Origin of the sequence: Nocardia sp. NPDC019395, assembly GCF_040632335.1 — a bacterium.
Classification (GTDB): Bacteria; Actinomycetota; Actinomycetes; order Mycobacteriales; family Mycobacteriaceae; genus Nocardia.
The window spans coordinates 152,694-165,161 of the sequence record NZ_JBEYBT010000005.1; the positions used below are offsets into that span (position 1 = coordinate 152,694).

Below are 12,468 nucleotides of genomic sequence, written 5' to 3' on the forward strand. Positions count from 1 at the left end.
TCAAGAACGCCCCAGTGCCGCCTCTGAAGCAATTCATGCGCCTGGGGCTCCCTAATTTCTCGGTCAGGGTCAGACGTTGAATCTGAACTCGACTACGTCGCCGTCGGTCATGACGTAGTCCTTGCCTTCCATCCGGACCTTGCCCGCGGCCTTCGCCGCGGCCATCGACCCGGCCTCGACCAGATCGTCGAAGGCAACCACTTCGGCCTTGATGAAACCCCGCTCGAAATCGGTGTGGATGACCCCGGCGGCCTTCGGCGCGGTGTCGCCCTGGTGAATCGTCCAGGCGCGGGCCTCTTTCGGGCCGGCGGTGAGGTAGGTCTGCAGGCCCAGGGTGTGGAAGCCGGCGCGGGCCAGGGCGTGCAGGCCGGGTTCGGTCTGGCCGATGGATTCGAGGAGTTCGGCGGCGGATTCGTCGTCGAGTTCGAGGAGCTCGGATTCGACCTTGGCGTCCAGGAACACCGAATCCGCCGGGGCCACAGAAGCTTTCAGCTCGGCGACCTTGGCTTCGTCGGTGAGCACCGATTCGTCGGCGTTGAAGACGTAGAGGAACGGCTTGGTGGTGAGCAGCGACAGTTCCTTCAGGAGTTCACCGTCGATCTCCTTCGCCGCGTGGAACAGAGTCCGCCCGCCGTTGAGGATCTCCTGGGCCTGCTTCGCGGCGTCCGCGTAGGGCTTGCGGTCCTTCTTTACCTTGGCTTCCTTCTCCAGGCGGACGACTGCCTTCTCGAGGGTCTGCAGGTCGGCGAGGATGAGCTCGGTTTCGATGACCTCGATATCGGAGGACGGGTTCACCTCGCCGTCCACGTGGACCACATCGTCGTCGGCGAAGACGCGGACAACCTGGCAGATGGCGTCGGCTTCGCGGATGTTGGCGAGGAATTTGTTGCCGAGGCCGGCGCCCTCGGAGGCGCCCTTCACAATGCCCGCGATATCGACGAAGGAGACGGTGGCGGGGACGATGCGGGCGGAATCGAAGATCCCGGCGAGCGTGTCCAGGCGTGGGTCGGGCAGCGGGACCACCCCGACGTTGGGCTCGATGGTCGCGAAGGGGTAGTTCGCGGCGAGTACGTCGTTGCGGGTCAGCGCGTTGAACAGCGTCGATTTTCCGACGTTGGGCAGGCCGACGATTCCGAGGGTGAGACTCACGAGGACTGGAGTCTACGCGGGAGACCGGCCGGGTCGACGGTCGGCCGTCCACGGGCGCGGGAGCCGGGGACAAAGCCGCTGGTCCACCACCGTGGCCTCAGCGACGGCGTAGCGTGACGGATATGGAGCCGACCTCTGAGGTGGTGACGGCCCACCCGGCCCCGGCACTGGCCGCTTTCATCGACGGGTACATCGGATATCGGATGACCGGGTTCGAGGCAGGCCTGCATCGCGGGCTGCCCTCACGGCATATGACGTTCATCGTGGCCATCGGGCCCGTGATCGACGTGATCAGCCAGACCGACGCCCGCCAGTCGCCGGACAACTACCGCTGTGTGCTGGGCGGGCTCCAGGACACACCGGCGATGATCGCGCACGACGGCACCCAGGAAGGTGTCGCCGTGAAGCTCACACCGATGGGGTGCCGGGCGCTGTTCGGACTGCCGGCCGCCGAGCTGTGGAGTACGTCGCTCGAGTTCTCCGATGTCATCGGGTCGCCCGGGCGGCAGCTGTGGGAGGAACTGCAGGAGCATTCCGGCTGGCCGCAGCGGTTCGCGGCCTGCGATCGGGTGCTCACCCGGCTGCTGGTGCCGGAGCGGGCGGTGGGGCCGGAACTGACCTGGGCGTGGCGGGCGGTGGCGGGGTCGCACGGAACGATCGGGATCGAACCGCTGGCGGGGCGGATCGGGTGGAGCCGGCAGTACCTCACCAAACGGTTCACCAGCGAGTTCGGGTTGAGTCCGAAGGTTGCGGCGCGGGTCGCGCGGTTCGAGCGGGCCAAACAGATGCTGCTGAACACGCCGTCGTTCGTCTCGATCGCCCAGGTGGCCGCCGCCTGCGGATACTACGACCAGCCGCACCTCAATCGGGAGTTCGCGCGGCTGGCCGGATGCAGCCCGACACAGTGGCTGGCCGAGGAGATTCCATCCGTCCAAGACCCGGAGTTCGCCGGAGAGCCAGGCTGACACCATGACCTCAGCAGAGAAAACCCCCACGACAACCACACCCGCACCGACTGTCTGGCCCTGCCTGGCTTTCCGGGATGCCCGCGCAAACGCGGACTTCCTGGTTCGGGCGTTCGGGTTCGAGCTCACGGCGATGTATGCCCGGGACGACGATCCGTCGGTGATCGAGCACGCCGAACTGCGCTGGCCGGAGGGCGGCGGAATCATGTTCGGTACCGCGGACAAGGGCGGTGGCCTGCCGGAACGGCGCACGCCGGGCACCGAATCGGTGTACGTCGTCTGCGCCGAACCGGACGCCCTCTACGAACGCGCCACCGCCGCCGGCGCGGAAACGATCGCCGGGATGAAGGACGAGGATTACGGGTCGCGTGGGTTCACCGTCGCCGACCCCGAAGGCAACTACTGGAGTTTCGGTACATACCGGGGTCAGTGATCCGGACCGGATTTCGGCTCTGCGCCCGGACACTGACGAAGAGGAAATGATGCCTGTGGACAACAACGCCCTGCACACTCTTTACCGCAGCTGGCTCCCTGAACTGTGGAGTTCGGATCCCGATACGATGCCGGCGCTCGCCGAAGCGATCTTCGCCCCGGACGCGGTGGGCCACTGGGGCGACGGCCAAGACTATGTGGGCCCTGCGGCGATCGCCGGGAAGGTCCAGGAGACCTCGACCATGTTCGACGATATCGCGGTCACCTTGCTCACTGGGCCCATCGTGGACGGCCCCTGGATCGCGGCCCGGTGGGAGTTCACCGGGAGATACCTCGGAGGAATGGCGGGTATCGGAGCACCGGCCGGTACCCGGGTGCGCTATCCGGGAATGGACCTGTTCCGCGTCGCGGACAACAGGCTCGCCGAATACTGGCCGCACGGTGCCGACCTGTTCCTGATGCGGCAACTGGACGCGCTGGGGTGATCGGGCTCGTCTTGACCTTCACGTTGCTCGAAGCCCGATGATGAGCGAGTGCCCGAATACGACCTGATCACCATCGGTGCGTTCGCCCGCTCCTGCGGTATCACCGCCAGCGCGCTGCGCTTCTACGACGACTCCGGTCTACTCGCGCCGGCCGGAGTCGACGAGACCACCGGCTACCGCTACTACGCTCCCGCCCAGGTGGCGCGAGCGGTGACCATCCGCCGGTTGCGGGATATCGATATGCCACTGGACGGTATCGCCCGGGTCCTCGCGGCCGACGCGCACGATGCGGCTCAGCTGATCGACGATCATATGGCGCGGCTGGTCGAGCGCACGCAGCAGGCGCGGCGGACCGCCGAGATCGTGAAAGCCGCCCTGGGCGAACCCTCCGGATGGCTGGTGGCGACGGTGCGCGGGCCGGTGCTCGCGGCGGCGGTCGAACAGATACTCGCCGCAACGGGAACCGACCCCGACCTGCCCGTACTCGCCGGGGTCCGGCTCGAGGCGACCGCCGAATCGCTGACCCTCACCGCCACCGACCGGTACCGTTTGTCCACCCGCACAGTGGTGCCCGAACAGGCCGGGTCGTCCGAATGGGCCGCGACCGTGGACGGCACCGATCTGAGCGGGGCACTACAGGAGATCCGCCGGGCCCACCTCGTGGACCTCGAGGCCGGGGAGAACAGCATCCGATTCCGTTCGGCCGACGGGGGCGTGCGCACTTGCCGGACGCTGACCGAACCCTTCCCGGATCACCGCTCGCTGCTGGCCTCGCTCCCCACGGCCCGCACCCATGTGGTGGTGTCGAAACACGACCTGATGCGCGCGCTGGAACAGCAGCGGGCGCGCTATCTCCGCCTCACGGTCTCGCCGGGCACGCTGGCCGTCTCGGGCGGCGCGGATCACCCCGGAACCGACCTGTCCGCGCTGGTCACCGGACCGCCCGGCGATCTCGTCTTCGGTTTCACCACCCTGCATCCGGCCGTGGCGACCGCTATCGGACCCGATGTCCGGCTGGATATCGGCGGCCCGCAGGACCCGGTGGTCGTCCGGTCCGCGGACAACGGCGACCTCACCACCCTGGCCATGCCGGCCGACCCCGCGGTTATCGACGCAGAGAACGGATCCCCACGTTGACCTCCACCGACCAGTTGTCCCCCGACACCACCATGAACGCGATCACCGAGGCCGTGATGCTCGGCCGGTCCGGCGATATCGGAACCGCCCGCACCCGGCTGCTGACGATCTGGAACGAGATCGGCACCGCCGGCGACCCATTTCACCGCTGTACCCTCGCCCACTACCTGGCCGACCTCTACGACGACCCCGCCCGGGCCCTGACCTGGGATATCCGCGCTCTCGACGCCGCCGACGCCCTCAGCGACGACCGGGTCCAGCGGCATCACTCGAACCTGCGGGTCGCGGGTTTCTATCCCTCGCTGCACCTCAATCTGGCCGATAACTACCGGCGGCTGGGGTCGTGGGCCGCCGCCGGCGAACAGCTCACCGCCGCACGCAAACACCTGCACGCCCTGCCCGATGACACCTACGGCGCGATGATCCGCACAGCACTCGACGAGGTCGCCGACGCGATCGACCGGCAGTCCACCGAGCGCCGCCCGAGTGCGCCGGGGCCGACCGGCTCCGAAGGGTGACGCGATTCCGCCCGTGTGGTGGTGTGTGACTCTCCCGGCCTGATTTCATTACCGGACTGAGACTTCGGGCCACCGGACGGCTATCGAATCCGTAGGCGGGCAGCCGGCTACCGATTTATCTAGGGTCGGTATGTGTTCTCCTTCCGGGCCGCCTCGAAGGCGAGCTATATCGCCGTCGCAGCCGTGCTCACGCTGCTGCTCCTCGTCCCGCAGGTCCGGTTGTACAGGGATGAGCAGCCGCGCACCGATGTGATCGCCCAATTACATTTTCTCCGTTCGGAACTGGGATCGGGGCTCGGGCCGGAGATGCAGGACATGTTCCCGGAGGGGTATTACTTCTCGCACGCCCTGTACGGGCTGGCGTGGACCGATATCGCGCGCGGTGACGCCGCCTATCGGGACGAGGCCCTCCGCGAAGCGCGCTGGGCATTGGATCGATTGGAATCCGCCTCGGGGCGAGAGGTTTTCGACGCAAGCCTGCGCCCGGCATACGGGGTCTTCTACACCGGCTGGTCGAGCCGGTTGCGCGGGGCCGTGATCGAACTCGCCGGCGCCGGCGCACCGGAGACGGCGCGGTTCATCGCCGATTGCGAGGCACTGGCGGCCGCGTTCCGTACAGACGGGCCGTTCCTTCCGGCGTATCCGGGTCAGGCCTGGCCGGTCGACAGCGTTGTCGCGGTGGCCGCGCTGAAACTGCACGATCGGCTTCTCGGCGCACATTTCGAACCGGTTATCACCGAATGGCTGATATCGGCTCGCGCGCAGCTCGACCCGGCGACAGGTCTGCTGCCGCATCTGGCGAAACCCTCGACGGAGGGTGCGCGTGGCTCGTCGCAATCGCTGATCCAGCGGTTCCTGCCCGAAATAGATCCCGTATGGGCGGACCAGCAGTACAGCGAATTCCGCCGGCGGTTCGTCGATACCCCGCTCGGCCTGACGGGAGTGCGGGAGTATCCGCACGGCCACGACGGTGCGGGTGATGTGGATTCCGGACCACTTCTGCTCGGTGTCAGCGCCTCGGCCACGGTGGTCGCCCTCGGTGCGGCCCGGGTGCACGGCGACCGATCACTCGCCGACCCGCTCACCGGCCTCGGCGAAGGTCTCGGTGTACCGATCCGGCTGGGTGATTCCAAACGCTACGCCTTCGGCGTGCTCCCCATCGGCGATGCTTTCCTGGCCTGGTCCTTCGCCGCGCCGAGCTCCACCATCGGACCATCGTTCCCACCGGTGGCCCCGTGGTGGTGGCGGGTTCCCTGGCACGCGCTCACCCTGATAGTCCTGATCCTGCTCTGGTTTCCGGTATTCCGCGCACTTGTCCGGCGAGTACGCCCGGATCAACGCCCTGCGCCGAACCACCTGCCCGCTGATTCCGGCGAATCTGTTATCGCTTGACGCCCCTGTCCAGATCGTCGGGCAGGAGCTGGAAGGCGGCGTATCCGGTCAGCGGCCGCAGTGCGCGGAAGTCACGGCGGTCGAGCGTAAGGACCGCATCGGTATCGAATTCGTCCGCCAGACAAACACACATGGCATCGACCAGATCGAGGTTCATCGTGGCGTAACGAGCCCGGACCTCGACAGCTGTACGGATGGTGCGTGCATCGACCGGGGGAAGGACAAAGCGACTCGACGCCACCCGGTCGGCCACCAGTCGCAAAATACCGTCCGCGGCCCGGCGATCAGCTCGGATACTCGCCACATGGTGCACCTCGGTCAGCGCCAGCGGACTCACCACGATCGCGCTCGCCGCGTCGGCCGCTCGGCGCGCGGCGAAATGTTCGGGATCCGAGCGATTGAACAAGGCGAGTAGACCGGAGGTATCGGCGATAGCGATCACGCCGACTTGTTCATGGCGTTATGGATATCGTCTTTGCCGATCGGCCCACCGAGATCGAACGTTTCCTCATCGTTCAGCAGGGGCGTGTCCCATCGGCGGTGGCGTAGCAGGTAGGCACGCACCGCGTCGCGAGTGATCTCATGTTTGGAGCGCCCCTCGGCTTCAGCCTGCGCATTCAGCGCATGTTCTTCGCCGTCCGGCAGCCGCATCGTCCAGGCCATACCCAATGATACCAAGATAGATACCGTGCTCAGGCTCTACCTGAATCGATCGCCACGGGAGCCTTCTCTCGCGACAGATACAGCGGTGCCATCCCAGGGCCGGGGTCACCGGTACCTATGTCCGCGAAGGACAGATCGGCGGCGGTTCGTGGCGTGGTCACTCCGTGGCGAGTTTCGTGAGGTCGGGGGCGTAGACGGTCATCCACTGCGGGCGCAACCGGTAGAAGACCACCTCGCTGTCCCAGTCGAAGGCGTCTTCGCCGTAGAGATCCTTGAAGTAGGCGAGCAGCTCCGGCCACTCCGCGTCCGGCTCACCGGTCTCCGGATTCACCTCCTCCACCGTGCCGTGCGTGAACACACCCAGCTCCTCACCGTTCAGATGCGCGACGCTGGCACCCGGACGAGCGGCGAGGTGGCGGGCCTTGGCGGCAGTGCGCGCCGTGCCGAAATACCACCGGCCGTGCAGGAAATGACCGTCCACGGCGCTGATCCGCGGTTCACCCTGAGCGGTCACGGTGGACAGCGCCAGCACGCGCATACCGGTGAGGACCGCGGTGAGCTGTTCCGCGGTCAAGGTGCGGTCGGTATCGATGATCGAGCGCAGATGTGTGGTGGAGCGGGCGAGGGACGCATCGAGCAGGGCTTGCAGTTCGGTGAGTTCTTCCGGCGTTTCGCGCATTGCACCACCGTATGCGCGCCCGGGCCCGCCGCGGTTGACCGAAATTGCTCGATCCGAAGTGTTCGCGCCCGCTTGCCCGCCGGGGCCGGATGGCCACTCGGCGCGCCACAACGACCGTTCATCGCAATCGTCCGGCCACCCGGTATCGATCGGTTACGTTCATATGACAGGTGCCCGCTCGCAGTACAGGAGTTGCCCGATGGGGACAATCGAATACCTGAAGACCGACCCGGACCGACCACCGGTGGGTGTGGTCGATCGTTCCCCGATCACCCCTGCCAAGAAGGCGATCTTCGCGGCCATCGCGCTGCTCGGCGCGGTGGCCTGGACGATTCTCGCGATCGCACGCGGTGAATCCGTGAACGCCGTATGGATCGTGATCGCCGCGGTCTGCACCTACATCATCGCCTACCGGTTCTATGCCCGGCTGATCGAATACAAGGTCGTGAAACCGCGCGACGACGTCGCGACACCCGCCGAGATCATGGACAACGGCAAGGACTTCATGCCGATGGACCGGCGGGTGCTGTTCGGGCATCATTTCGCGGCCATCGCGGGTGCGGGGCCACTGGTCGGGCCGGTGCTGGCGGCGCAGATGGGTTATCTGCCCGGCACGATCTGGATCATCGTCGGCGTCGTATTCGCCGGCGCGGTCCAGGACTACCTGGTGCTGTGGGTGTCGATGAAACGGCGCGGCCGCAGCCTCGGGCAGATGGCGCGCGACGAACTCGGGGCGATCGGCGGTATCGCGGCGATCATCGGCGTGCTGGTGATCATGATGATCCTGCTGGCGGTGCTCGCACTGGTCGTGGTCAATGCGCTCGCGGAAAGCCCGTGGGGTGTTTTCTCCATCGCGATGACCATTCCCATCGCCCTGTTCATGGGCGTGTACCTGCGGTATCTGCGCCCGGGCGCGGTGGGTGAGATCTCGGGGATCGGTTTCGTACTGCTGATCCTGGCGATCATCGCGGGCGGCTGGGTCAACGAGAACGAGACCTGGGCCGGCTGGTTCACCTTCTCCCCGGTCACCATCTCCTGGATGCTGATCGGCTACGGCTTCGTGGCCTCGGTACTGCCCGTCTGGTTGCTGCTGGCACCGCGCGACTACCTGTCGACCTTCATGAAGATCGGCACCATCGGTCTGCTGGCCGTCGGCATCCTCGTCACGATGCCGATGCTGGAAGCGCCCGCGATCTCGAAATTCGCCACCTCGGGTACCGGGCCGGCCTTCGCGGGCAGCCTGTTCCCGTTCCTGTTCATCACCATCGCCTGTGGTGCGCTGTCCGGTTTCCACGCATTGGTGTCGTCGGGGACGACGCCCAAACTGCTGGAGAAGGAATCGCACGCCAAGATGATCGGCTACGGCGGCATGCTGATGGAGTCGTTCGTCGCGGTGATGGCGATCATCACCGCCACGATCATCGACCAGCACCTGTACTTCGCCATGAACGCGCCGGCCGGCGCGACCGGCGGTACGGCGGATACCGCCGCGGCGTACACGAACAGCCTGGGCCTGTCCGGCCCGCCCACCTCGGGCGCCGCACTGGACCAGGCCGCGGTCGATGTCGGTGAGGAGTCGATCATCTCCCGCACCGGTGGCGCGCCGACGCTGGCGATCGGTATCTCCGAGGTGTTCTCCGGATTCCTCGGCGGCGCCGGGATGAAGTCGTTCTGGTATCACTTCGCGATCATGTTCGAGGCGCTGTTCATCCTCACCACGATCGATGCGGGCACTCGCGTCGCGCGGTTCATGCTCTCGGATTCACTGGGCAACCTGCGGGGTCCGGCGCGTAAGTTCTCCGATCCGTCCTGGCGGGTGGGAGCCTGGCTGTGCTCGGCGATCGTGGTGGCCGCCTGGGGTTCGATCCTGCTGATGGGCGTCACCGACCCGCTGGGCGGGATCAACGCACTGTTCCCGCTGTTCGGTATCGCCAATCAGCTGCTGGCGGCTATCGCGCTCGTGGTGGTGCTCACCATCCTGGTGAAGAAGGGCCTCACGAAGTGGGCCTGGATCCCGGGTATCGCGCTCGCCTTCGACCTGGTCGTCACGATGACCGCGTCCTGGCAGAAGATCTTCTCCGCCGACCCGAAGGTGGGGTATTGGAAGCAGAACAGCATCTGCCGCGCCGCCCGCGACGCCGGCGACCTCTGCCTGACCGCCAAAACTCCGGAGGACGTGGACGCGGTGGTGCGCAATACGTTCATCCAGGGCACGCTCTCGATCGTCTTCGCGGTTCTGGTGCTGATCGTCGTGGTGGCGGGTGCCTGGGTGTCCTACCGGGCCTGGAAGTCCGGGGGTATCTCGACCACCGAATCGCCGGAGGAGCCGTCGAAGATCTTCGCGCCGCGCGGCTTCCTCATGACCTCGGAGGAGAAAGAGGTGCAGAAGCAGTGGGACGAACTGATCGCCAAGGGTGAGGCCGCGGTGCCCGGATCGGCCCACGCCGAGGTCCGCGGTTGATTCGCCGCGCCGCGCCGGATAGTCCGGGCGGTACGCGGGGCGGCGTGCCGTGGCGGGCGATCCCGGCGGCGCTGGTCCGGGGGGTGCGTGCGGTTCTCTGGTACCTGGACTCCGTACTCGGCGGACAGGACTACCAGCGGTATGTCGCCCATATGCGCCGGACGCATCCCGGACGGCCGATCGCCGACAAGGGGGCGTACTGGCGCGAACGGTACGCCGACGCGGAACGCAACCCCGGCGCACGCTGCTGCTGAGATGCCGGCACCGGCCGTCTGCACCGGACCTGCGGGTCCGGGCAGCCGGCCGTCCGGCCGTTTGTGCCCAGCGGCCGGCCGGGAGACACCGGAGTACCGATCGCCCCGATGCCCGGCAACCAGGCGTTTTCCCATCCGCCCGACACTCGGCTCCGATGTCTGTTTTCCGCTAGCTTCGGCTCGCCCGACCTGACATCGTGAACCAGGTGAACATCACGGCCCTGGATTTCGAACGCTGCTACCGCGCGGTCACCGCGCGGGATTCCCGTTTCGACGGGCAGTTCTACACCGCGGTCCGGACCACCGGAATCTATTGCCGGCCGTCGTGCCCGGCGATCACCCCGAAACGCGTGAACGTGAGTTTCCTGCCGACGGCGGCCGCGGCACAGCAGGCCGGTTACCGGGCCTGCCGGCGTTGTCTCCCCGACGCCGCCCCCGGCTCGCCGCTGTGGAACACCCGGGCGGATCTGGCGTCCCGGGCCATGCGGCTCATCGGCGACGGTGTGGTGGAACGCGGCGGGGTATCGGCCCTGGCGGCGTCACTCGGGTATTCGCAGCGCCAGATCACCCGGGTGCTCACCAACGAGCTCGGGGCCGGCCCACTGGCCCTGGCACGCGCCCATCGGGCCCATACGGCACGGCTGCTCATCCAGACCACGGCCATGCCCATGTCGGATATCGCCTTCGCCGCGGGTTTCGCGAGTATCCGCCAGTTCAACGACACGGTGCGCGAAGTGTTCGCCGTCAGCCCCAGCACAATGCGGACGGAGGCGCAACGGGCGAACAGCCGGACGGCGCCGGCCGCCAACGGAACCCTCACCCTGCGCCTGCCCTACCGCGCGCCACTGGACAGCGACTGGCTCGAATGGTTCCTGGCCGCCCACGCGACCCCCGGCCTCGAACTATGGGAGACCTCGCCCGGCGCGGCAGGCTCCTACGTCCGCAATCTCCGCACGCCGTACGGTCACGCCGGGATCCGGCTCACTGTGCTGCCCGGCCATGTCCGCGCGGAGCTGACCCTGCGTGATATGCGCGATCTCGCGCCGACGGTGGCCCGGATCCGGCATCTGCTGGATCTGGACGCCGACCCGGTCGCGATCGACGAAGCACTTCTGGGCCACGGCAATGCGTCCACCTCGCCCGCGGACGGCGTATTCGTCCCGGGAATACGGGTGCCGGGCTGCGCCGACGGCCCGGAACTGTTGCTGCGCACCATGATCGGACAGCAGATCTCGGTCGCGGCGGCGAACACCCATACCGCCCGCCTCGTCGCGGCGCTCGGCGAACCCACCGACGGGCCGGTACCGCGACTCTTCCCTACCTCCGCGGCGATCGCCGAGCACGGTCCGGAGGTTTTGACCGGCCCGGTCCAGCGCGTACGGTCGATCACCGCCGCCGCGGCCTGGCTGGCCTCCGGTGATCTGATCCTGCATCAGGGCCGGACAGCAGCCGAACTCCGGCGGGACCTCTTGGCACTCGCGGGGGTCGGTCCGTGGACCGCCGACTATGTGACGATGCGGCTGCTCGCCGACCCCGACATTCTGCTGACCACCGATCTCGTGGTCCGCCGGGGTGCCGCCCGGCACGGAATCGATCTTGCCGACAGCTCCCGCTGGTCGCCGTGGCGTTCGTACCTGTCCATGCAGCTGTGGCGATCCGAACTGCGTACCCGGACCGGGAGCGGGCCGGCGATCGCGAAAACCGCCGATACCGAAGCGAAAGTGAGTACCCGATGATGACCGCACCCTCTGCCACACCGGACGTAACACACACCGGCACAGCCGATTTCGCGACCGTCGACACCCCACTCGGCCCGTTCACCACGATCGTCGCATCGGACGGAGCGGTCCTGGCTTCCGGCTGGACAGCCACGCCGGACGAGCTCCACGCCCTGATCCACCCCACTCTGCGCCCCGGCGAGCTGCGGACTCGCACCGAACTCGGCGCGGTGACCGCCGCCGTCACCGACTACCACCGTGGTGACCTCACCGCGATCGACACCGTGGTGGTGCGGCAGCGGTCGGGTGAATTCCTCGGTCACGCATGGGAGGTGCTACGCACGGTGCGGGCCGGGAACCCCATCTCGTACACGGCCTTCGCCGCCCGCGCCGGACGCCCGGCGGCCACCCGCGCCGCCGCCGGTGCCTGCGCCCGCAATGCCGCGGCGCTTTTCGTCCCGTGCCACCGGGTGCTCCGGACCGACGGCAGTCTCGGTGGCTTCCGCTGGGGTCTGCCCGCCAAACGGTGGCTGCTCGACCACGAGTCGGCCGGCTGAGCCCTGAATCGGACTCTGTCGATCGCGGCCCGGCAGTTCCGGCGATGCGGGTGCGCTC

14 protein-coding genes are annotated in these 12,468 nt (G+C 67.4%); 10 read left to right on the plus strand and 4 right to left on the minus strand.

What is annotated here, in order from left to right:
* Positions 1–69 precede the first annotated feature (69 nt).
* On the minus strand, positions 70–1,149 hold the full coding sequence (gene ychF, locus ABZ827_RS16280; RefSeq protein WP_357237575.1) for a redox-regulated ATPase YchF: 1,080 nt from the start codon (positions 1,147–1,149) through the stop codon (positions 70–72).
* Between the two features lie 122 nt (positions 1,150–1,271).
* On the opposite strand from ychF, the gene ABZ827_RS16285 reads away from it, so the two are divergent.
* From ABZ827_RS16285 to ABZ827_RS16310, 6 genes are all read left to right on the plus strand, one after another.
* The gene (locus tag ABZ827_RS16285) at positions 1,272–2,114 is read left to right on the plus strand and encodes a helix-turn-helix domain-containing protein (protein ID WP_357237576.1); all 843 of its coding nucleotides are present in this window, start codon (positions 1,272–1,274) and stop codon (positions 2,112–2,114) included.
* A gap of 4 nt (positions 2,115–2,118) precedes the next feature.
* Positions 2,119–2,547, plus strand: coding sequence for a VOC family protein (locus ABZ827_RS16290; protein WP_357237577.1), 429 nt, complete (start codon positions 2,119–2,121; stop codon positions 2,545–2,547).
* A 49-nt stretch (positions 2,548–2,596) separates the two neighbouring features.
* The gene (locus ABZ827_RS16295; protein ID WP_357237578.1) at positions 2,597–3,031 is read left to right on the plus strand and encodes an ester cyclase; all 435 of its coding nucleotides are present in this window, start codon (positions 2,597–2,599) and stop codon (positions 3,029–3,031) included.
* Between the two features lie 48 nt (positions 3,032–3,079).
* The gene (locus tag ABZ827_RS16300) at positions 3,080–4,168 is read left to right on the plus strand and encodes a MerR family transcriptional regulator (RefSeq protein WP_357237579.1); all 1,089 of its coding nucleotides are present in this window, start codon (positions 3,080–3,082) and stop codon (positions 4,166–4,168) included.
* 32 nt (positions 4,169–4,200) lie between these two features.
* Positions 4,201–4,686 carry a hypothetical protein gene (locus ABZ827_RS16305; protein ID WP_357237725.1) on the plus strand — a complete coding sequence of 162 codons (486 nt, stop codon included), beginning with the start codon at positions 4,201–4,203 and terminating at the stop codon, positions 4,684–4,686.
* A gap of 132 nt (positions 4,687–4,818) precedes the next feature.
* Positions 4,819–6,078, plus strand: coding sequence for a hypothetical protein (locus ABZ827_RS16310; RefSeq protein WP_357237580.1), 1,260 nt, complete (start codon positions 4,819–4,821; stop codon positions 6,076–6,078).
* Here ABZ827_RS16310 and ABZ827_RS16315 read toward each other — a convergent pair.
* From ABZ827_RS16315 to ABZ827_RS16325, 3 genes are all read right to left on the minus strand, one after another.
* Complete coding sequence (locus ABZ827_RS16315) at positions 6,068–6,520, minus strand: PIN domain-containing protein (protein ID WP_357237581.1); 453 nt, start codon at positions 6,518–6,520, stop codon at positions 6,068–6,070. The two genes, ABZ827_RS16310 and ABZ827_RS16315, sit on opposite strands and share 11 nt — an antisense overlap.
* Positions 6,517–6,741, minus strand: a complete 225-nt coding sequence (locus tag ABZ827_RS16320) for a CopG family transcriptional regulator (protein ID WP_357237582.1) — start codon at positions 6,739–6,741, stop codon at positions 6,517–6,519. The genes ABZ827_RS16315 and ABZ827_RS16320 overlap by 4 nt, the downstream gene beginning before the upstream one ends.
* A 157-nt stretch (positions 6,742–6,898) precedes the next feature.
* Positions 6,899–7,420: a pyridoxamine 5'-phosphate oxidase family protein gene (locus ABZ827_RS16325; protein WP_357237583.1), complete on the minus strand. Its 522-nt coding sequence runs from the start codon at positions 7,418–7,420 to the stop codon at positions 6,899–6,901.
* Positions 7,421–7,619: 199 nt separating this feature from the next.
* Here ABZ827_RS16325 and ABZ827_RS16330 point away from each other — a divergent pair, with 199 nt between their 5' ends.
* The 4 genes from ABZ827_RS16330 to ABZ827_RS16345 all read left to right on the plus strand — a co-directional run bounded on the left by ABZ827_RS16330 (position 7,620) and on the right by ABZ827_RS16345 (position 12,410).
* Positions 7,620–9,881 carry a carbon starvation CstA family protein gene (locus ABZ827_RS16330; RefSeq protein WP_357237584.1) on the plus strand — a complete coding sequence of 754 codons (2,262 nt, stop codon included), beginning with the start codon at positions 7,620–7,622 and terminating at the stop codon, positions 9,879–9,881.
* 44 nt (positions 9,882–9,925) lie between these two features.
* On the plus strand, positions 9,926–10,135 hold the full coding sequence (locus ABZ827_RS16335) for a YbdD/YjiX family protein (RefSeq protein ID WP_357237585.1): 210 nt from the start codon (positions 9,926–9,928) through the stop codon (positions 10,133–10,135).
* A gap of 197 nt (positions 10,136–10,332) precedes the next feature.
* Complete coding sequence (locus tag ABZ827_RS16340; protein WP_357237586.1) at positions 10,333–11,871, plus strand: Ada metal-binding domain-containing protein; 1,539 nt, start codon at positions 10,333–10,335, stop codon at positions 11,869–11,871.
* The gene (locus ABZ827_RS16345; protein WP_357237587.1) at positions 11,871–12,410 is read left to right on the plus strand and encodes a methylated-DNA--[protein]-cysteine S-methyltransferase; all 540 of its coding nucleotides are present in this window, start codon (positions 11,871–11,873) and stop codon (positions 12,408–12,410) included. The genes ABZ827_RS16340 and ABZ827_RS16345 overlap by 1 nt, the downstream gene beginning before the upstream one ends.
* Positions 12,411–12,468: the final 58 nt, after the last annotated feature.

Excerpts from the sequence above, each read along its gene's own strand:
- ABZ827_RS16285 (WP_357237576.1), top strand. The coding sequence starts at position 1,272 with ATGGAGCCGACCTCTGAGGTGGTGACGGCCCACCCGGCCCCGGCACTG.
- ABZ827_RS16290 (WP_357237577.1), top strand. The coding sequence starts at position 2,119 with ATGACCTCAGCAGAGAAAACCCCCACGACAACCACACCCGCACCGACT.
- ABZ827_RS16295 (WP_357237578.1), top strand. The coding sequence starts at position 2,597 with ATGCCTGTGGACAACAACGCCCTGCACACTCTTTACCGCAGCTGGCTC.
- ABZ827_RS16305 (WP_357237725.1), top strand. The coding sequence starts at position 4,201 with ATGAACGCGATCACCGAGGCCGTGATGCTCGGCCGGTCCGGCGATATC.
- ABZ827_RS16320 (WP_357237582.1), bottom strand. The coding sequence starts at position 6,741 with ATGGCCTGGACGATGCGGCTGCCGGACGGCGAAGAACATGCGCTGAAT.
- ABZ827_RS16325 (WP_357237583.1), bottom strand. The coding sequence starts at position 7,420 with ATGCGCGAAACGCCGGAAGAACTCACCGAACTGCAAGCCCTGCTCGAT.
- ABZ827_RS16330 (WP_357237584.1), top strand. The coding sequence starts at position 7,620 with ATGGGGACAATCGAATACCTGAAGACCGACCCGGACCGACCACCGGTG.
- ABZ827_RS16345 (WP_357237587.1), top strand. The coding sequence starts at position 11,871 with ATGACCGCACCCTCTGCCACACCGGACGTAACACACACCGGCACAGCC.